Genomic DNA, 20,031 nt, shown 5'->3' with positions numbered 1-20,031 from the left:
ATCATCATTAATTATTTGGTAGACGGTCAAGGGAGAACTTAAGCCTGCCTCAGTTACCTTCCTGGCGGGCTTTATCTTCTTTATTTTGAAGGAATGCTTCCATTACTGCATCTTCGCCGGAAAGTCCATTTTTCTCGGACTCCTCGATCGATTCTTGCATTCGTTTAAAGTCTTTTGGCATTACTTTGACAAATTTCGGAACCATTTCGTCCCATTTCGCAAGTACCTTCCAGCCCATTGTACTATCTGTATAATCGGAATGGTTTCGAATCATCTGTTCAACTTCCTCAATCTCATTTTCATCTTTGAGGCGTTCAAGATAAACCATCTCGGTATTGCAGTAATGTTCAAATGTTCCTTGTTGGTCGAGCACGTAGGCAATTCCACCCGACATACCCGCTGCAAAGTTTCGGCCCGTTGAACCAAGTACAACTACACGCCCGCCGGTCATATATTCACAAGCGTGATCACCCACGGATTCCACAACGGCTCTAACGCCACTGTTTCGTACGCAGAAACGCTCACCGGCCATGCCACGAATGTATGCTTCTCCACTGGTTGCACCATAGAAAGATACATTACCAACAATAATATTTTCTTCCGGTTTGAATTTCGCACCTTCTCCCGGATAGAGTATCAGCTTTCCACCGGATAATCCTTTTCCAAAGTAGTCGTTGGCGTCTCCCTGCAGTTCAAGAGTTACCCCTTTTGGCACAAATGCTCCAAAGCTTTGCCCCGCAGAACCTTTAAACTTCAAGTGAATGGTATCCTCCGGCAGTCCGTCGCGCCCGTGCCTACGGGTAACTTCACTTCCGAGAATAGTACCAACCACACGGTTAATATTCCGAATTGGCAGTGTTGCTCTTACGGGCTCTTTATTTGTAAGAGCCGGCTCACAGATATCCATCAATGTTTGAACATCAAGGGAGTTCTCAAGGCCATGGTTTTGCTCAATCAGCTTTCGAATTCCTATTTCGTCACCTACTTCCGGCTTAAACAGGATCGGTGAAAGATCCAGTTTTTTTCCTTTCCAGTGATCAATTTTTCGTTGTTTGAGTTTGTCGGTTCTGCCGATCATCTCATCAACCGTTCGGAATCCAAGCTTCGCCATATACTCTCGCACATCCTGTGCAACAAACTTCATGAAATTCACCACATACTGGGGGTCGCCCTTGTACTGATGTCTCAATTCCGGGTTCTGTGTGGCAATTCCTACAGGGCATGTATCGAGGTGGCAAACACGCATCATAATACAACCCAGTGTAATCAGTGCACTTGTGCCGAATCCATATTCTTCAGCCCCAAGCAGAGCTGCGATTGCAATATCGCGGCCTGTTTTGATCTGCCCGTCTGTTTCGAGTGTTACACGGCTTCGAAGATTATTCATCACAAGAGTTTGGTGAGTCTCAGAAAGTCCAAGCTCCCACGGTAGTCCCGCATGTTTAATACTTGTTTGGGGTGATGCACCCGTACCTCCATCATGGCCGCTGACCAGAATAACATCCGCATGTCCTTTGGATACACCGGCTGCAATCGTGCCAACTCCTTTCAGAGAGACCAACTTCACGTTAATTCGTGCTTTATTGTTGGCATTTTTTAGATCGTGGATCAACTGTGCCAGGTCCTCAATAGAGTAAATATCGTGGTGGGGCGGAGGTGAAATCAGTCCAACACCTGGAGTCGATAATCGCACCTTGGCAATCCAGGGGTACACTTTTCGTCCGGGCAGCTCGCCACCTTCACCGGGCTTGGCACCCTGGGCCATTTTAATTTGAATTTCATTTCCCTGTGTGAGGTATTCGCTGGTAACGCCAAAGCGCCCGGAAGCAACCTGTTTGATGGCACTGTTTCGTGAATCTCCATTCGGATCGAGTGTATAACGTTTGGGATCCTCGCCTCCTTCGCCGGTATTGCTTTTCCCTCCAATTCGATTCATTGCAATGGCCAGTGCCTCGTGCGTTTCCTGGCTGATGGAGCCGTACGACATCGCACCGGTTTTGAATCGTTTACAGATCGATTCTACTGATTCCACCTCTTCGATTGGGATTGGATTTTCCTCAAAGTTAAAATCCAATAAGTGACGAAGTGTGGGAGGGGGATCCAGTTGATCATCAATCAGCTTTGCATACTCTTTATAAAGTTGATAATCACCGGTTTTGCTTGCAAACTGAAGTGTATGAACGGTTTTTGGATTATACATATGGTACTCCCCATTTCTCCGCCACTTGTACTGGCCGCCTTCATCCAGAACCTGTCCGTTGGTTTGAACATTTGGATAAGCTTCTTTATGCCGCATTTCAGCTTCTTTGGCGATCTCTTCAAGTCCAATTCCACCAATTCTGGAATCTGTCCAGGAGAAATATTTATCGATGACCTCTTTTCCAAGACCGAGTGCTTCAAAAATCTGGGCACCTCTGTACGATTTGATAGTGGAAATCCCCATCTTAGACATCACTTTTACAATGCCTTTTACCACAGCTTTATTGTATCCTTTTACAGCTCGCTTGTAGTCAATATTCTCAATAAATCCTTCCTGGATCAGGTCGTGCAGACTTTCATAGGCCATGTATGGATTAACCGCATCCACTCCGTAACCAAGAAGTGTACAGAAGTGATGCGTTTCACGAGGTTCGCCGGATTCAAGAACAATACCCACCTTGGTTCGCTTTCCTTCGCGAATCAGATGATGGTGAAGACCGGCAACAGCCAGCAGGGCAGGAATCGGTACTCGGTTTTGATCAAAATCTTTGTCAGAGAGAACTAGAATATTCACTCCTTTCATAATTGCTATGTCGGCTCTCTCGAACAGTTTATCGAGCGCTTTTTCGAGCCCCTCACCACCGGAACCTGCCTCAAATAAAATTGGAAGTGTTTCAGTTTTGAAACCGGGAAGTTTTAAATCCCTGAGTTGTTCCATCTCCTCATTTGTCATAATTGGAGATGACAATTCAATTTGGCGACAACTTTCGGGAGTTGGCTTTAAGATGTTTCCCTGAGATCCCAAAATAGTTTCAGTTGAGGTAATTAACTCCTCCCGAATAGGATCGATTGGCGGGTTTGTAACCTGCGCAAACAACTGTTTGAAATAGTTATAGAGCAGCTGGGGTTGATTAGATAGTACTGCAATAGGAGCATCATTGCCCATCGCTCCAACCGGCTGAAGCATATTTTCAGCCATCGGACCTACATTTACCTGGAGATCTTCATATGTGTAACCAAATACCTTTTGCCGATGTACAATATCCTTGTGAGATAATTCAGGTTTAGCGTAGGTAAGCTTTTCGGTGGCTTTATCAAAGTTGATTAAGTTCTTTTCGAGCCATTCTCCATATGGATGTTCCGTTGCAATCTTCTTCTTAATCTCTTCATCGCTGATAATTCGCCCTTTTTCCGTATCGATCAAAAGCATACGCCCGGGCTGAAGGCGTTCTTTCTGAACAACGTCCTCTTCCGGAATATCAAGCACGCCTACCTCAGATGCTAATACTACGGTATCGTCACGCGTTACATAATAACGTGAAGGTCGAAGGCCATTTCGATCGAGAGTTGCTCCAACAACTTTTCCGTCTGTGAATGCGATCGATGCCGGGCCATCCCAGGGTTCCATCAGGCAGCTGTGATATTCGTAAAATGCCCGCTTTTCGGGGTCCATGCTTTTATGTTTCTCCCACGGTTCAGGAATCATCATCATCATAACGTGGGGGAGAGATCGTCCGCTGAGGGCAAGAAATTCAAGACAGTTATCGAATTTGCCTGAGTCACTTCCATCGTCCTGGATTATCGGGAAGATCTTTTTCAGGTCATCGCCGAACAGTTCAGATGCCAACTGTCCCTGTCGTGCCCGCATCCAGTTTTGGTTTCCACGGAGTGTGTTGATTTCTCCGTTATGGATCAGGTACCGGTAGGGGTGAGCCAGTTTCCAGCTCGGAAATGTATTGGTGCTAAATCGCGAGTGAACCAACGCAAGGGCAGATTCAACATTTGGATCTTGCAGATCCGGGAAAAATGTTTCCACCTGTTTAGGTGTAAGCATCCCTTTATAAATAATGGTGCGGCTTGAAAGACTTGCGATATAGAACAGATCTTTCTCCTTAATGTTCATGTCCGTCTCTTCAATCGCTCGAGTCGCACGCCGGCGGATCACATAGAGCTTTCGCTCAAAATCGAGATCGGTTTCGAGATCATCACTTCTTCTTATGAACAGTTGACGAAATGAAGGTTCGGATGCTTTAGCAGTTTTACCAAGGTGGAAGTTATCCGTTGGTACTTTTCTCCATCCTAATACTTCGAGGCCTTCTTCTTCTACAATTCGTTCAACTACTTTTTCACAAGGTCGCCTGTCTTCGCGATCACCGGGTAGGAACATCATGCCCACTCCGTATTGACCCGGTTCAGGAAGATCTATATTCAGCCCTTCGCAAGAGTGTTTTAAAAATTTATGCGGAATCTGCATGAGAATACCCGCACCATCCCCGGAATTTGCTTCTGCACCCGTAGCACCCCGGTGGTCTAAATTTCGCAATACTGTTAAAGCCTGCTTAACAATTTTGTTAGTCTGCTTACCCTTTATATTTACTACAAATCCAATGCCACAAGCATCGTGCTCGTACTCGGGGTTGTATAAGCCTTGTTTTCCGGGCCGCTTATTTGTTGCTGCAATGTCCATAATATTCAATGAGCTTACTTATAGAAACTTGTTCGTTCGGTTTTCCAATACCTGGTTAATATCCTAAATCTAGATATAACGCCATTTGCATTTTCCGGGAGGGGGGTTATATCCTAAAACAGTGTTGTAGAGCCGGGCAAATATTGACGTTATTTATCATCCTCATGTAAAAAGGTTTATCGGTCTGTTTACCAATCGCACAACGGTTCATCTAACTCGGAGCAGGAATTAGAAACCGAAGAATTTGAACCTTTAATGTAATAAGATTTTTGGGCGATTTTTCAATTTAAACGCAATTAAAGATCATTTTTCTGTTGGTAATTAGACAATTTACAGTTGGAAGCGGTTACAAGCACTCTGCTTTATCATATACAGCATTTTTAGTTCTCAAACAAATTCAAAGAAAAGTCGAAAAGTGATAAGTTTTTTAGCAGATTTTTCCATTTTTGATCTGAAAAATATCTGATTTCTGTGCATGAAATTGTTCAAATCTTTGACTTAATAAGTCTGTTTTCGGCAGTCTACTAAGTATCAATTATGACGGAATGATTCCGACAGATCACGTATTTTATTAATAGTATAACAGTTCACAAAATCGGGAGGAATTATGGCACTAGAAAAACTCACTAGTTATCTGGATGAAAAGGGAATCAAGTACGTGGTTGTTAGACATTCAAAGGCATTTACTGCCCAAGAGGTAGCAGCTTCGGCTCATATCCCGGGAAAAGAGATGGTTAAAACGGTGATGGTAAAGGTTGACGACGATATTAAGATGTTCGTTTTACCATCAACACATGATGTTGATTTCGAAGCAATCAAAGATACTTTTGATGCTGAAAATGTTGAGCTGGCATCAGAATCTGAATTCGAGGATATGTTCCCTGATTGCGAGATTGGAGCAATGCCGCCATTTGGCAACCTGTTCGATATGGATACTTATGTTGCAGAAGTGTTGACAGAAGATGAGAAAATCGCCTTTAATGCCGGAACGCATAAAGAGGTTGTAAAAATGAATTACAAAGATTTCGAAGATCTTGTAAATCCGGAAATTGTTCCAATTGCTGTTCGGGCTATGTCGTAGTCGTAACTGAAATACAGCCACGGAATTGTAATGATTTAATAAATAATTCCGTGGTTTTTATCATAAAAAAGAAGCTGTTTATGCAACCTGAGTCATTCTTTCTTGAGGACGATGGCAGTATCCCAAACAACAGATTACCGCTGTTGATATACAGAGATGTATTTACAGATCGTGATAGCGGAGGAGCGAGGTGGTTTGAAAACAAGTTTAAACAAAACAACTGGTATAATTCATGGAGAAATGGAGTATTCAGCTACCATCACTACCACAGCAATACGCATGAAGTGTTAGGTGTTTACTCCGGTAGTGCCAAACTACTTATGGGCGGTGAAAGCGGAATTAAGGTTGAGGTTTCGACCGGTGACGTCATTATTATTCCGGCAGGTGTGGGCCACAAAAATCTCGGTTCAAGCAGAGACTTCGGGGTTGTTGGAGCCCACCCAAACGGGAGTGGCTATGATTTGAAGACAGGGAAACAAGGAGAGCGTCCACAAGCTGACAAAAATATTTCCGAAGTCCCTGTTCCATCAACGGACCCATTACAGGGTACATATGCGGGATTACCTACTATTTGGAATGATATTGAGAAGTAACTCATCAAGTAATGTGAAACTCATTAATCCTTAAATCTGTTTTATAAATGAATGAAGTTGAATAAATAAAGTAATCTAAGTCAAAATGGATTTGAAAAATAAAACAAGAGCGGAATTAGAAGACAGAGTTAGAAAACTCGAAAAATTAATTTCCGAGAAGGGGGTCGGTTCAAATTATCTTTCAAGAGCTCAAAGAGTTCAGCGCGATGTTAACCTCGCACTAATTTTTGGAGGAGCAGCTGTTGTTTTAGGAGCAGCGGCATGGTCACTTTATAAATTTAAGGGCGAGTAAACCATTCAAGCTTTTTTAGCGAATTAGATAAAATTCTGCATCAGAGTTTTAATCTAATTGATGAATAGTTATGTGGAGCATCAAAGAGCATGCAGGTAAAGCACTAAAAACATCTACACTTCTATTCTTGCTTTTAACTGTTGTAAATGTAGTCCCGGATACTTCATTTAATGAGTGGGACAGTAACAATAATAGCAAGATTAGCATGGATGAGTTTCAATCCCATTTTGTCGAATATTACTACTCCGACTGGGATATGAACAATGATAATCATCTGGATGATGAGGATTTTTACAGGATGACATTTAAAGTCCTGGATTCGAACAATAACGATCGACTCGACTTCTCTGAGTCCAAATGGGGTTATGATTATCTTTATGGTGATTATGTAGATTATGAAGTCGCTGTTAAAAAAGAGTCAGATAGCGAGATCGACTATCGTACATTTTACAGATCTATTTATGAGTCTGGTTACTATAGAGATTTTGACAGTGACAGCGACGGTCATCTGAATGAAAATGAGTTGGCGAAAGCCATCTACACCACGTGGGATATTGACGGTAACGGATATCTCAGTAACAACGAGTTCACGACATTTAACAACCTTTATCTTGAAACATAACTTTTTAGTGTTTCAAAAATTTGCCCCTTCTGATTTTACAGGAGGGGTTTTTTAATTGGGAGAGCATTAACAGAATTCATGAGAGGTATTTTTCCCATCCATTATTATGAACGCAATCTATGAATTCGTCGTAATTTTTGATCATATCGTGGAGAGGTGCTCTATAAATTTTTCGCTGTTTACTGGTCGCCATTTTAGGCTCTAAATGAAGTTTTTTTAATATTTTATCTATTGTAGATTGATGATTTTTTTCATGTTCGAGATCCAATTCGTAAACTACTTCATGGAAATTGATATTCTTTAAACTTTCCGCATCAATTCTGTCAATCTTTATTCTTTTGTTGGTTCTTCTCATGAGGTTTTCACAGTCAACATGTACATTTATTTCTTCTATTTGGTCATCAACCTTATGGAAGCTGCCTCTTTGATGTGCGATTATAGAAGAGAGTGCATGTTTCACTTTGTTTTCTCGTCTCAAGTAAATTATGAACCACCCGTCTTTTTGCAGTTCCTCCAAAAAATGAGATGGTTCGACAGATTTTTTTCGTTTTTTGTTAAGCTGATAGGATTTAAGGTGAAAAATAAAACCCTGGGGATTTGTTGATTTGGCTAATCCACGGATAAACTTCAGCGGGTACTTGATTTCTCTAAACTTTGTAGATAATAATTCACCGTGTTCTGCAACGTAACCGGTGGATGCCAGGAGACTTTCAAGAAGCGTACTTCCGGTTCTGCCTTGCCCGTAAATTACAATCCTTTTCTGCTCTCTCGATAACTCTTTGGTATAATCATGATAGTATGCATATCCTTCTCTTAAAGTACGGCTGATTCTAAAATAGATGTTTTTTAGTGTGGAGTATATCATCCTTAGTTTAACAGTAAAGGGTTTGATATTTTTGCAAATTGAATAGAATAATAAGCAAGTAGAATAGATTTAAACAGGTTTAAAAACTTGATTATAATAGCAGATAAAATTGTACGAATACCCTTATATTGGTAACAAGAATAAATGATCACCCAAAAAGAGAGATCGATGAAAAAAGATAAAAATCTTATCAACAACAGAATTTCAAGACGCGACTTTGTAAAAGCTGCTTCTGCATTTACAGCCGGTGGATTTATGTTGGGCTCATTACCACTGAGTGCCAGTGCATATGCAGGCGCCAGCGATACCTTAAAGCTTGCAATTATTGGATGCGGTAACCGAGGAACCGGTGCTGTTGCCAATGCATTGGATGCTGCAGATGGAGTTCAGCTTGTGGCAATGGCTGATATCTATGAAGATCGTTTGAACAACAGTTACAATATCCTTTCTCAGAGACATGCAGGAACTGAAAAAGTGATGGTGCCGGATGAAAATAAGTTTATCGGGTTTGATGCTTATAAAGATGCCATATCAATAGCTGATGTTGTAATCCTAACAACACCCACATTCTGGCGGCCGTTACATTACGAAGAAGCCGTTCGACAAGGGAAACATATCTTTATGGAGAAACCTGTAGCGGTTGATCCCGCCGGTGTACGAAGAGTTCTCGAATCAGCTAAGATTGCCAAACAGAAAAATCTGAATGTAGTGGTTGGTTTGCAGCGTCGCTATTCAAATAAATACCGGGAAATTCACAGTCGAATCCGGGACGGAGAGATTGGTGATGTAGTTTCCGGGAATATTTACTGGATGGAAGGTGCTTTCGGTAGTGTCCGTTGGGAGCCTTCATGGAGTGAGCTCGAGATGCAGATTCGCAACCAGTTTCAGTTTTTCTGGACATCAGGCGGGCAGGTTCTTGATCAGCTCATTCACAATATTGACATCGCGAACTGGTATGTAGGTTCTCATCCAATTTCAGCCCAGGGAATGGGAGGACGTGTTGAAGAGATCACCGGTAAAGATACCGGACAGGTATACGATCATAACTTTATAGAATATACCTATCCCGGCGGAGTAATGGTTTCTGCTCAGGCAAGGCGCCAGAGAAACACGTTTACTAAAGTTGCTGAGCGTATCGTTGGTTCCAAAGGTATTGCGATGACTCAAGGTTTTGCCGATTATGGAATCATTTCTGATTTAAATGATAATGTCCTTTTCGACTATCATGGCAGTACAGAAACCAATCCATACGTGCAGGAGCATGCCGAACTGTTTGATGCCATCCGGAATGGAAAAACTCTTGACAATACTGAGAGAGCTGCTCACACAACGATGACGGCTATTTTGGGCTTTATGGCTACCTATTCAGGACAAACGTTAACGTGGGATGAAGCACTTAATTCCGATATGAGATTTTATCCGGATCATAAATTTTTACCCGAGGAAGTTAATTATGATACCCCGGCACTTGTGAGTAAGGGTGAAGATGGATATTACCCTGTACCGACTCCCGGAATAACACAAGTGGTATAAATTTATAGTTATTTGTGATATGTTTTCAGTCATCGGATGAGTAATGAATGAACACTATATTTAAAGTTCAAAACACTTATGCGATGACTACCTTTCCGGGTTAAACCTGGCTCATGACAGCTTTGTCAAAGAGCTTGTCACTGAGGTATTTTCGCAGAAACAGCAATGGTCTGGCCAATTTTCCCATCGCATACCGGGTTTTTGGTTTATTGGTTGCTACAGCTTTTGAAATAGCTTCCGCTACCACTGAAGGGGGAGATCCTCCGCTTTTTTCATAAGACTCAGCAGCTGATTTACTGACAGATTTTGCGAGATTAGCATAATCCGTATCACCGGATCGCTTCATCATAGGGCCGCTCATTACATCACCAAACTCCGTTTCAATAATACCGGGTTCAATAATAACAACATCGACACCAAACGGTGCAAGTTCAATCCTCAGGCAGTCGCTCCAACCTTCCAAAGAATGTTTACTGGCATGATACCATGCTCCTAGAGGAGTGTATATTTTTCCACCCATGGAAGAGATGTTAATGATTTTGCCAGATTTTTGTTCGCGCATATATGGCAATACCAGTTGTGTGAGCCGTGCAAGGCCAAAAAGGTTTACATCAAATTGGTGCCTGGCATCTTCAATAGAGGTATCTTCAACAGCACCATAAATGGCATAACCGGCGTTATTGACCAATATATCCACACCACCATGGTTTTCTTTGATGGTTGAAACCACATTCTGTATATCTTCCTCGACTGTGATATCCATTTTGATAGCAGTAGCACCGAGTTCCTCAAGATCCTTCATTTTTTCAAATCGCCGGGCTGCCGCATAAACGGTAAGGCCGTCTTTCAGTAATTTCGTTGCCGTTTCCTTTCCAATTCCGGAGGATGCCCCGGTGACAAGAGCTACTTTTTGGTTTTCCATGGTATTATGATGAATTTCGATTTTGTTGAGTTACTTATTTAGACAGATTTGTAATTATCAGCGTTCTTTTTTTTGCCGTACTTTTCGCCTCAGGATAGCACGGAGATTACTTAAGAATGGTATTCTTGGCATCTTTTTTCCGATCCAAAGTGTTAAATCAACCAAAGTTTGTTTTCGCCGTTCCCGTGATATTTTTTTTTCTTAAATGTCCTGAAATCGAAATCGTTAATACTTCTCCAATGTGATCATCCATTAATTCACGCATTGCACGGCTCAATAAATCATAAAAAATTCGTTTAGATTCATCCCGTTTTTTTCGTTTCGGATTCTGTTTTTTGATACCAGGATAGCCGCCAAAAGTGGGAAGTGTGTTTATTTCCCAGGTTTGAACCGCACCGTTCAACAAACTGTAGTCAATACGCCCAAAATTAATACCGGCTGTTTCAAAAATTTCTCGCAACTTCTCTTCATGAGGATTTTCCAGCATAAATTGAACTTCCTCCTGAACTCTTTCATCTGTATATAATTCTCGTCCATCAGGGAGCGCTGAATTCTCTTTTACCATCCAATGGTAATCAAGACTTAAATATCTTGGGATAATCTTATCACCAAACTTTTGTACCGAGTATTTCCTGAAAAGTCCTGTTTCATCACTTGTATCGAGGTATTCAACTGCAAGAAGTGATTCAATTTTAAATCCACGGTTTTGAACCTCAGTAAGTGCATTTTTAAGAGCTTCAGGGTCATTAATTATATCGGAGACAGTCCCGGTATGGTTATGTTCCTCACGAATAAAAACTGGAAAATTCGGTTCATCAAGAGAAATTTCAGAGAGTCGGTAAGCCCGGAATGAATTCAATCCTTTCGTGTGTAATTCCGTCAATAAATCAAATCTTCCCAAAGCTTTTTGGGGATTATTCATAACTCTAAAGTTCAGATCAGATCGGGTTAATTGATCTGCTAATTCGATGGCAATTTCTCTTTGTACCTCTGTCAGAACTCCCAAGCCTGTAAATACTACGGTCCCCTCAACGATATCCAGGGATTTATAAAAATCGTGATAAGAGGTTGGCCTGACTGAAGGGCGGACATCCTCATCCAGTCGGTCTATCAAATTATGAATGATCCAAATCTGGTCTGCCGGCGTTATGAAATAGATCATGGTGCATTCCAAAAATTATGATGTAATGGCAGTTGGACTCGCTGTTTCACCTGCAAAAGCAGAATCAGAAACAAATCGTGAGATAATAGTTGCCACACTCATATCTTCCGTTACATTCACTACGGTTTTAAAAATATCGGGAATGGCATCTACCGTTTTCAGGATTACATATCCTTCTACAGGAATTCCCATTGCCAGGTAAAGAGGTAACGTGATAAAAAGGCCGGTACTTGGAATTCCGGGCGACGTAAAACTCGTGGGAATATACGCCAGCATGAATAACAGGACCGGGATGGGGTCGAGTTGAATTCCGTAGATATGTGCCAGGAAATAAAGTTGAAGGGGAGCAGATACAGCTTTGTTTACTTTAAAGATGGAGACAGACATCGGCATGATAATTCCGATAACTTTTTCAGGGAGCTGAAGTTTATCTCTTGCTCCTTCAATGAGAGCCGGAAGGCAGACCATCGAGGATCTTGTACCAACTGCAACCGTCTGTGCCGGCAGCATCGCCTTAGCAAATTTTTTGAGTGAGACATTTCCCAAAAGCGGTGTGATGACGTAAAGGAACAAAATCAATAGAACGGTTAACGCACAGTATGCAACAACAAAAAACATGAGGGCAGAAAGCAGGTCAGCACCTGATTCTGTAGCCATTGCAAAAACAAGTGTAAAAACAGCAAATGGCATGACTGTAATAATCCAGCCGATGAGTACATGCAGGGTTTCAATAAGGGCATCAAAAAAGCCAACAATTTTTTTACGATTGGATTCGGAAACACGCGTGAGTGCAAGTGCAAAAAGAAATGACGCTACAAAAATGGGTAGAATATTTTCATCCGCAGCTGCCCTGAATAAATTAGATGGAATTAAATAGCTAATGGCATCAGATATGCTGCCGTCAGTTGCAGACTCTTCCTCGGGCATAGGCATATCCATAACATGCGAGTGGAGAGATGTGGTCATTTCAGGAGTTACATCAAACATGGATACTACTGAGGGCGACAGCAGAGTCATAATTGCCATCCCAGTTCCGATCAAAAAAAGGTGAGTGAGTATAGCACTACCGCCAATCTTGAATGTTGATTTCAGGTGCGAAAATGAAGCCACGGCTGTTACGATATAGGCAATGATGAGCGGCACAACGATCATCCGAAGTGCATTAATCCAAAGATTACCAATCGGTTCAAGGATGTTTGAGAAGGTGAAGAGGAAATCTATATCTCCCTGTTTAGCAACAATCCCAAATAAAAAGCCCAGAGCCAGCCCAATCAGAGACCCATAAAAAACAAAATTTTTATTGATGTTTAATGGTTTCATCTCTCAATCTATATCTCGAATATTAGGTTTGCACTCACATACAGCCGTTATATTAACTAAATATCTGCAAAGAAAAACAGCAAAAAGAATGAAGCAAGATATCTAATTAAGCAGCCGGTAAATCAGATAAAGTTGGCCGGTGTGATAGGAGTTGTGTTCGATCACAACCTGGATTTCTCGAAATAAATTATGATCCGAATCGGATTCAAACGGCTCAAAGAGTTTGTTGGATGAATCTAAGATGTAATGACTGAGTGAATCCCTGTCACGAAAAAAATTTTGGATCAATTCTTTCCATTCAGATTCATGGTCCGGCGAACTGTTTTCGGGCCAATAATCATCCGGCCAATTTTGGGCCTTATAATCGTCATTCTTGCAATACTCAATGATATCTTTTTGAGCATACCAGATATGGTAAAACTGTTGATAAAATGAATAGGGGAGGCCATCCGGAACAATTCCGATCAGATCGTAAGACATATTATCGAGCACCTTGTCAATGGGTGAGAATGCTTGCCCTCCTTCAAGATGTGAGACCAGTTGCTTGCGAAGTGATAAATTGGAATGGGACGAATTCTTCATCATAAAAAATTGAATTTATTTATGATTATTAAACAGTTCTTGAACATCGGAAAAATATTCATCATCACACAATGCAAGCGGATTTTTCAGCCGCCAGTTTATTTTGGCCTCTCCATACAGAAAATCATCACGAGTTAAATTTATCTTGATTTGACCGGTACTGAGTAGCTTTGGGAATATATTTTGTGTTTTTGCGATTGCAAAACCGGCTGCCACATCCCAAATGTGGGCAATGGTGCATGTTGCAGATGCTTTTCCGAGACTTAAAAAAACAAGATCAGCTGCTGAACTTCCCATAAACCTCAGGTTTCCGACAAAACGGTTTTTTGGATCCAGGTTTAGTTGAAGAGCCAGGTGATTGGGCAGCATAATTGTGGATAACGGCTGCTGTTCTCTGAATATAATCTCCTCTTCTTGGTTTGTAAGTAGGTCTCTACAGAGCGTTTTACCTTCATGTGTATAATAGATTTTTGACATTGCGGGAAAACTAATTCCACCGGCAATCGGCTCAAACCCATCCTCATTCTGTTTAAGAAGTCCTACAGAAACTGCAAAATTTGGGATGCCAGAAGCAAAATTCGTCGTTCCGTCGATAGGATCTACCGCCCATAGATATTCACTTTGAAAGGATCTGCCTATCTCTTCTGGTTCGCTTGGAGCTGATTCTTCTCCAATAATTACGGAATTCGGCAGTAACTCATTTAATTTTGGTATCAGGATTTCTTCCACCTCGCGATCTGTTTTTGTGACGATACTTTCATCTGATTTGACAGTGATTTCATGAGCTGAGTGAAAGTTTTCAACGATCATCGAGTTGATCTCTTCGAGGATGGCAGCAATTTCTTTTCCAAGCATTAGATTTATTTTTTAAGAATTAGTTTTTAGTTACTTCAAAAGGGGTTGCCGGTAAACCCTTTTGATTGGTCAGGTTGGCTGATTCAGGATTATTTGCCCATGCATATCGAACGGCCGCCGGGTTTGAGATCTCATCATTCCAAACCCTGATAGAGTTTTCCATGATTTCTGCCTTGGCCCAGACAAAATTTTCACCATCATCAGATATAGCAAAGTGTTTAGGAGCTTCTCCGTCAGACGTTGTTAAGCAATTGACAACATTTTTAAAGTGAATGATTACTTCATTAGAACGGAACATTGAACGGTCGGGAATAGGTCCGCCCGCTGCAAGGTCTTCTTCACCATAAGCAATTTTTTGCGCCTGCAGGGCCAACCGGTGTCCGACATCTTTTTTATTCAACGGGTGGATATCATTCCATTCTCCAACATCTATCGTAACCGCCATGCCGGTATTAGGAAGCTTTAGTGTATTAAGTTGAGCCTGGCGCAGTTCCGCCCAGTTGCTTTGAACCGGCTCATCAGTCGTTTCCATATAATTTGCAAGCTGAACAAAAAGAAAGGGAAAATCACCTTGGTTCCAGTTATCTCTCCAGGTTTCAATCATGGTAGAAAATCGTTTTTCATACTCACCGGGATCATCAGTATTGGATTCACCCTGGTACCAAATCACACCTTTGATTGAATAGTCCAAAAGAGGGGTGATCATTCGATTATACAACCCGGCCGGTTTCCATCGCACAAACGTCTGGCTCGCCAATGGTTCCATCGAAGCCCCGAGTTTGTATTTCCAATCACCGGTCAGATGAAGTGTATCCGTACCGACTGAAAGGTAATAGGGTTTGTCCGGTACAAAACCTCCGCTCCCTGAACTGTTTATGACCCGAATAGCAATTTCATTTTTGCCCTCCTTTAAAACGGTTGAATCCAGGTGATATCGCCGAGGTGGATATTGATAGCCGGTGTTCCCAACCAATTGGCCATTTACAAATACTGAATCCTGGTCTACAATTCGTCCCATCCACAACCGGGCCGGTTTACCGGTCATTCGTTCAGGGACATCAATCTCTTTTCGAAACCAAACGACTCCGTTTTGATCGCCAAGGGATGTTTCTTCGGACCAATACCCCGGCAGGTTCATCTCTTCCCAACCGGAATCGTTCATATTTGGCTGACTCCATTTTGGATTAGCTTTTAGTCCTTGATCCCTCTGGTTTAGTTCAGAATACCAGTTGCCAATCCTTTTTTGATCTTCCTGCTGAATTTCCTGAATCAGATCGTCATCTTTGAATTTCTGTAGTTCCTCATACGCATCCGGAAATTCTTTCAGGGATTCTTCACTCATCCAGGATTCTACAGGCGAGCCGCCCATTGCTGCGTTGATGATGCCGATCGGAATGTTATAATTTCTGTTCAACTCTTTTGCGAAAAAATATGCGACGGCTGAAAAGTCCAGGATAGTTTCGGGCCCGGCACTCTGCCATTCACCACCTTCAAAATCATTGTGTGTTTGCTTAAAATCGTATTGATCAGGAACTAAAAATTGCCGGATTTCAGAATTCCCTGAGTTTTGAATTTCATTTTCATATGTGTATCTCACTCGCCCCATCCACAACTCCATATTCGACTGACCGGAGGCAACCCATACATCCCCAAAAAGAATATTTTTTACATTGACTTGATTGCTCCCTTCAAAATTCATCTCATACGGTCCGCCGGCTTCTTGTGGCGGCAGCTTAATCTCCCAAATACCCTCATTATCTGCTGTTGTTGAAAATGTACTCTCTTGAAATGTTAACGTCACATCTTCATTGGGTGAAGCCCATCCCCAAATTGTAAGTTCCTGGTTTCGCTGAAGAACCATTCCGTCACTTATCAGCTTTGGAAGCTGGATTTGTGCAAAAACCGATGTAGAAATCAGACAAAGTCCAAAGAGAAACAGAAATCTTTTCCCGGTATACATTTCATTTATGTGATTAAAGATCCAGCAAGATAATAGAGGTGGGGGGCTGGAGTTTCAAGAAAAAGTTTTTAAATGCCAAAGATCACAGATTGGGGATAGCGCAAGCGTCTCGCTTTTGCTCTTGACAATAGTACGAGCGGGTTTATACCTCATCCCCTTATCGGATGAATTAACAATAAGTGGTGTTGTTGGGACCAATCTGGATGACGGCGATATCGCCTGGCGCAAACACGAAGGCAGACATAACACAGGTCCCCGACCGGCCTTATTTTATTGATTTTGCAGAGAGATATTTTGAGTGAATTGATGACGGAGTTATGTGAAAAAAAATTGTAAAACGGTTTGGCGCTGCACCGGCGCAATCATTTAGCCAAACGCCTGTGATTAGACCGGTAAAAAAATCCCACAGATTGTGTACGTAAATAACAGTAATGGAGCCAAAGGGCGATTCTAGCCGAAAAATTGACATCTAAAGTAACTGTTGGGAATGAACAATCGTAGCGAGTTTATTAAACCTGAAAAGCTATGCCCAATCGACAAATTGGAACCTTAAATAGATTATCCAAGCTGTTTGATGCGCATGATTATATGGCTGGGTACAAGCTTATTTTCCTGGAATTAATCCTTTCTCATGAATAATGGGAATGGCCGCTTCAGCCATCTCTTTGTAGTTGTGTCCTATACCCTCCGCATATTTGATCTGCCAGCCCAGAGTTAGGCCGCGGTTGGTTGCATAATGTTGAGCTGCCTCAAAAAAATGTTTACCTCTTTGCGGCCTTGATTCCCCCTGTTTCATTGCCTCCGGTCGCGTTCTAAACCCACCTTGGTCTGGTTTGTCCTCTGTTCCAAGAAATACAACGAGTGGTCGTTGGAGCGAATATGAAATTCTGTCTTGCAATTTTGGAGCTCCCGAAATGCCATAAGGATAGTTCTGTTCGTTGTCTGGAATGGTATACCATCCGGAGTTAGCAGCGATAGCCAGATCAAAGCGAGCATCTGGTGTAAACATAGCCATTCGGTGGACAAACTGGCCGCCGGCTGAATGGCCGAACAGAACATATCGCTTCAATAGTTGAGAATCAGATCGCAGGAAAGTATCGAAAAGGTGCTCGACAGATGTATAGTACCACTCCTTTTCAGAAAGGTCCCGTGAAAACCATGACACGACGTTACCTGTAGAGTATCGATATTCAAACCCACCTGTCGAGAGGGATCCGACAAATCCAATTATCTGTTCATCAGAAAATTCAGGAGCTACTATTAACAATTGGTTTTCATCGGCATAAGGTATCCATGAGTCAAGATAGTCTTCCCCGTTTCGTCCCATACCATGGAAAACCATGACTAACCGAAGGGAGTCTTCTGAGGTAGAAGGCCGATAATACCAAACGCGATTAATCCCCGGCCAATTATATTTATCTGTTTCAATGACATTCTTACCCTCAGAAACCTGGACAGTCCCGGAATAAACTGAGTCATTTGTAGAGCAGCCAATCAGTAGCAAAATCCAAAGAACCCCGCTTACCTGAAGCACTGAATATTTTGTTCTCATGAATTTTGCCAATTTGAGATTTTTGCAATTAAAATAATGTCTTCAAATTGAAGGTTTATTACGGTTTGGCATTTGTAAGGCGGGCGCATCGTAAGCTTTTTGCTCACGGTCACCTGCTCAATTCTCTGTTTTATTGCTCAAGCACAGTTATTAAAACGTTGTAGTATCGTGTCGCAATAAATTCTGCTCCAGCTTCATTATAATGTACTTCGTCTGCTAAGTAACTGTCGTTAAATCCTGTGTACATATCAACTGCTATTACTTGCGATTCTCCTGTCGTCTGATTTGCCGAAATAGTTACTATATCTTCTCGCATTTGATTGAAGGCGTTTGTAAGATCCGTTATCATGAAGTCTGAACGACCTTGTGCGGGTTGTTCAATTATTATCGTCACATATGGGTTATTTGCTTGCAAAGCGTCAATAATAGCGTTGATATTTGATATGGTTTGGTTATAATCCAAACTTTCTAATAGATCATTACCCCCTGGTGAGCTAAAAAGGACAATATCAGGTGAGCCGGTTTGACGCAGCCAACCATTCAATCCGTTTAAAATTTGTCCCGAGGTCCATCCTCCTCTTCCTTCGTGGTCGATATCAAAATTTTCATTATCAAATCGTGGATAAGACGCATTGTCTGATTGTGTCCCAACGAAGTCAAAATCCCAATTGTTTTCTTTCAAATCTTTCCAAAGTTCATAACGGTAACTTTCAAATTCGGGTCTTGCCCCTTCAACTCTCGAAGCTCCCAGTGGAAGTATTTTATTTATTGAGTTGCTTTCCGGTTTGGAATTTAAATGATCATTGTCGCAAGCGTTGAACATCAAAAATGATATTCCAATAAGTAAATAATTTACTGTGATTTTCATCGTATTTATTTAACTAAAGATTTACTTCATTTTGAGTATTCAAGAGAGGCCATCCATCAACCCAGTCTAAGTTCCAAATAGCCATTGATGCTTCGCCATTGTTATCTACATCGTAAAAATGGTGAGAGAAATAAAATTTACCATCTGAATGCCGGTAAATACCTGAATGACCCGGGCCTGCGAAACGATTATTCCCGATTATTTCTCCGTTCGCATCTAAAAACATCGTTCCACCTCCTGATTTTAAATCTACACCATCCTTATCCAGAAAAGGCCCTGTTGGCGAGTTAGACCTTCCTACACGAATATTGTAAGTGCTATTGACACCACTGCAGCAAACATCCCAATTGACAAATAAATAATAATAGGGGTTATCAGGGTGATTGTAGATATAGGCGGCTTCAATATTATTTTCATTGAGTTGACCTCCATAATTGGCTATCTCAATAAACCTGTTATCTGTAGTGTTCCATGTTTTATTTGCTGGATTTTCTTTTAGCAACCCTGTTGCTTTATCCAATTCTATCATCCAGATTCCTTTAGCGTGTGAGCCGTAAACCAACCACATACGATTAGAGTCGTCTTCAAAAACTGCCGGGTCAATAGCAAATGGTTGTTCTGTGTTTTGAGATTCAAGCACATAGTCGCTTGAAGGTGTAAAAGTAAAATTAGACGTTGATGTATGAACCGTTGCAAAGCCAATTTTGGACTGGTGCATGTCTTCATCTGAAACTGCGGAATGGTATAATCTAAGTTTGTTGGAATTAATTTTAAATACAGATGGTGCCCACAAATTCGTACCGTTGTACCATGAAGGAGTTCCGTTTGCATAGATATTATCTCCATTCAGTTGCCATTCATTGCTGCCAAACTCATAGGTAGACCATTCAACTGCACTTGCAAAAAGAACCAACTCCTCATTGACTTCTACTAATTGAGCAGGATCATGTACACCACTGTAAATTATTGCATTTTGATTATTATCTATGACTTCATTTTGAATCATATCACAAGAATTCATTGTTGCAAAGATTAATCCTAACAGCAAAATATTTACAGCTATTTTCATTGTGTCATTTTTTAATTACAGAGAACGCTGGTATCTAAACAACGCTATTGAGCTTATCCTGGTTTTGTACGCAAGCTTTATTCATTATG

General features: G+C 41.5%; 16 protein-coding genes. 5 read left to right on the top strand and 11 right to left on the bottom strand.

Going from position 1 to position 20,031, the window contains the following annotated elements; all coding sequences use genetic code 11:
• Positions 1 to 49 precede the first annotated feature (49 nt).
• Positions 50 to 4,666, bottom strand: coding sequence for a glutamate synthase large subunit (gene gltB / locus L6773_RS09815; protein WP_237853858.1), 4,617 nt, complete (start codon positions 4,664 to 4,666; stop codon positions 50 to 52).
• Positions 4,667 to 5,273: 607 nt separating this feature from the next.
• Here gltB and L6773_RS09810 point away from each other — a divergent pair.
• From L6773_RS09810 to L6773_RS09795, 4 genes are all read left to right on the top strand, one after another.
• Positions 5,274 to 5,747: an aminoacyl-tRNA deacylase gene (locus L6773_RS09810; RefSeq protein WP_237853857.1), complete on the top strand. Its 474-nt coding sequence runs from the start codon at positions 5,274 to 5,276 to the stop codon at positions 5,745 to 5,747.
• Positions 5,748 to 5,827: 80 nt separating this feature from the next.
• Positions 5,828 to 6,340: a cupin domain-containing protein gene (locus L6773_RS09805; protein WP_237853856.1), complete on the top strand. Its 513-nt coding sequence runs from the start codon at positions 5,828 to 5,830 to the stop codon at positions 6,338 to 6,340.
• 85 nt (positions 6,341 to 6,425) lie between these two features.
• Positions 6,426 to 6,632 (top strand): hypothetical protein, encoded by a 207-nt coding sequence (locus L6773_RS09800; protein WP_237853855.1) that lies wholly within the window; start codon positions 6,426 to 6,428, stop codon positions 6,630 to 6,632.
• A 70-nt stretch (positions 6,633 to 6,702) separates the two neighbouring features.
• Positions 6,703 to 7,254 (top strand): EF-hand domain-containing protein, encoded by a 552-nt coding sequence (locus L6773_RS09795; RefSeq protein ID WP_237853854.1) that lies wholly within the window; start codon positions 6,703 to 6,705, stop codon positions 7,252 to 7,254.
• Between the two features lie 76 nt (positions 7,255 to 7,330).
• Here L6773_RS09795 and L6773_RS09790 read toward each other — a convergent pair whose 3' ends face one another.
• Positions 7,331 to 8,119 carry a hypothetical protein gene (locus L6773_RS09790; RefSeq protein ID WP_237853853.1) on the bottom strand — a complete coding sequence of 263 codons (789 nt, stop codon included), beginning with the start codon at positions 8,117 to 8,119 and terminating at the stop codon, positions 7,331 to 7,333.
• 168 nt (positions 8,120 to 8,287) lie between these two features.
• Here L6773_RS09790 and L6773_RS09785 point away from each other — a divergent pair, with 168 nt between their 5' ends.
• Positions 8,288 to 9,652 (top strand): Gfo/Idh/MocA family protein, encoded by a 1,365-nt coding sequence (locus L6773_RS09785; protein ID WP_237853852.1) that lies wholly within the window; start codon positions 8,288 to 8,290, stop codon positions 9,650 to 9,652.
• Positions 9,653 to 9,752: 100 nt separating this feature from the next.
• On the opposite strand, the gene L6773_RS09780 is transcribed toward L6773_RS09785, so the two are convergent.
• From L6773_RS09780 to L6773_RS09740, 9 genes are all read right to left on the bottom strand, one after another.
• Entirely contained in the window at positions 9,753 to 10,574 is an 822-nt protein-coding gene (locus tag L6773_RS09780) for an oxidoreductase (RefSeq protein ID WP_237853851.1), read from the bottom strand.
• Between the two features lie 157 nt (positions 10,575 to 10,731).
• Entirely contained in the window at positions 10,732 to 11,736 is a 1,005-nt protein-coding gene (locus tag L6773_RS09775) for a hypothetical protein (protein WP_237853850.1), read from the bottom strand.
• 15 nt (positions 11,737 to 11,751) lie between these two features.
• On the bottom strand, positions 11,752 to 13,056 hold the full coding sequence (locus L6773_RS09770) for a dicarboxylate/amino acid:cation symporter (RefSeq protein WP_237853849.1): 1,305 nt from the start codon (positions 13,054 to 13,056) through the stop codon (positions 11,752 to 11,754).
• A gap of 102 nt (positions 13,057 to 13,158) precedes the next feature.
• Positions 13,159 to 13,641, bottom strand: a complete 483-nt coding sequence (locus L6773_RS09765; protein ID WP_237853848.1) for a DinB family protein — start codon at positions 13,639 to 13,641, stop codon at positions 13,159 to 13,161.
• A gap of 12 nt (positions 13,642 to 13,653) precedes the next feature.
• Positions 13,654 to 14,493: an inositol monophosphatase family protein gene (locus L6773_RS09760; RefSeq protein WP_237853847.1), complete on the bottom strand. Its 840-nt coding sequence runs from the start codon at positions 14,491 to 14,493 to the stop codon at positions 13,654 to 13,656.
• A gap of 19 nt (positions 14,494 to 14,512) precedes the next feature.
• A complete protein-coding gene (locus L6773_RS09755; protein WP_237853846.1) occupies positions 14,513 to 16,453 on the bottom strand; it encodes a sialate O-acetylesterase in 1,941 nt (646 codons plus the stop codon).
• 604 nt (positions 16,454 to 17,057) lie between these two features.
• Positions 17,058 to 18,005 (bottom strand): alpha/beta hydrolase family protein, encoded by a 948-nt coding sequence (locus L6773_RS09750; protein ID WP_237853845.1) that lies wholly within the window; start codon positions 18,003 to 18,005, stop codon positions 17,058 to 17,060.
• A gap of 130 nt (positions 18,006 to 18,135) precedes the next feature.
• Positions 18,136 to 18,873 (bottom strand): GDSL-type esterase/lipase family protein, encoded by a 738-nt coding sequence (locus L6773_RS09745; protein ID WP_237853844.1) that lies wholly within the window; start codon positions 18,871 to 18,873, stop codon positions 18,136 to 18,138.
• A 13-nt stretch (positions 18,874 to 18,886) separates the two neighbouring features.
• Complete coding sequence (locus L6773_RS09740) at positions 18,887 to 19,942, bottom strand: arabinan endo-1,5-alpha-L-arabinosidase (protein ID WP_237853843.1); 1,056 nt, start codon at positions 19,940 to 19,942, stop codon at positions 18,887 to 18,889.
• Between the last annotated feature and the right edge of the window lie 89 nt (positions 19,943 to 20,031).

Source organism: Rhodohalobacter sulfatireducens (assembly GCF_022012475.1).
Taxonomy (GTDB): Bacteria; Bacteroidota; Rhodothermia; order Balneolales; family Balneolaceae; genus Rhodohalobacter; species Rhodohalobacter sulfatireducens.
The sequence above is the reverse complement of the archived record's forward strand: the minus strand, read 5'-3'. Positions and strand labels throughout refer to the sequence as shown.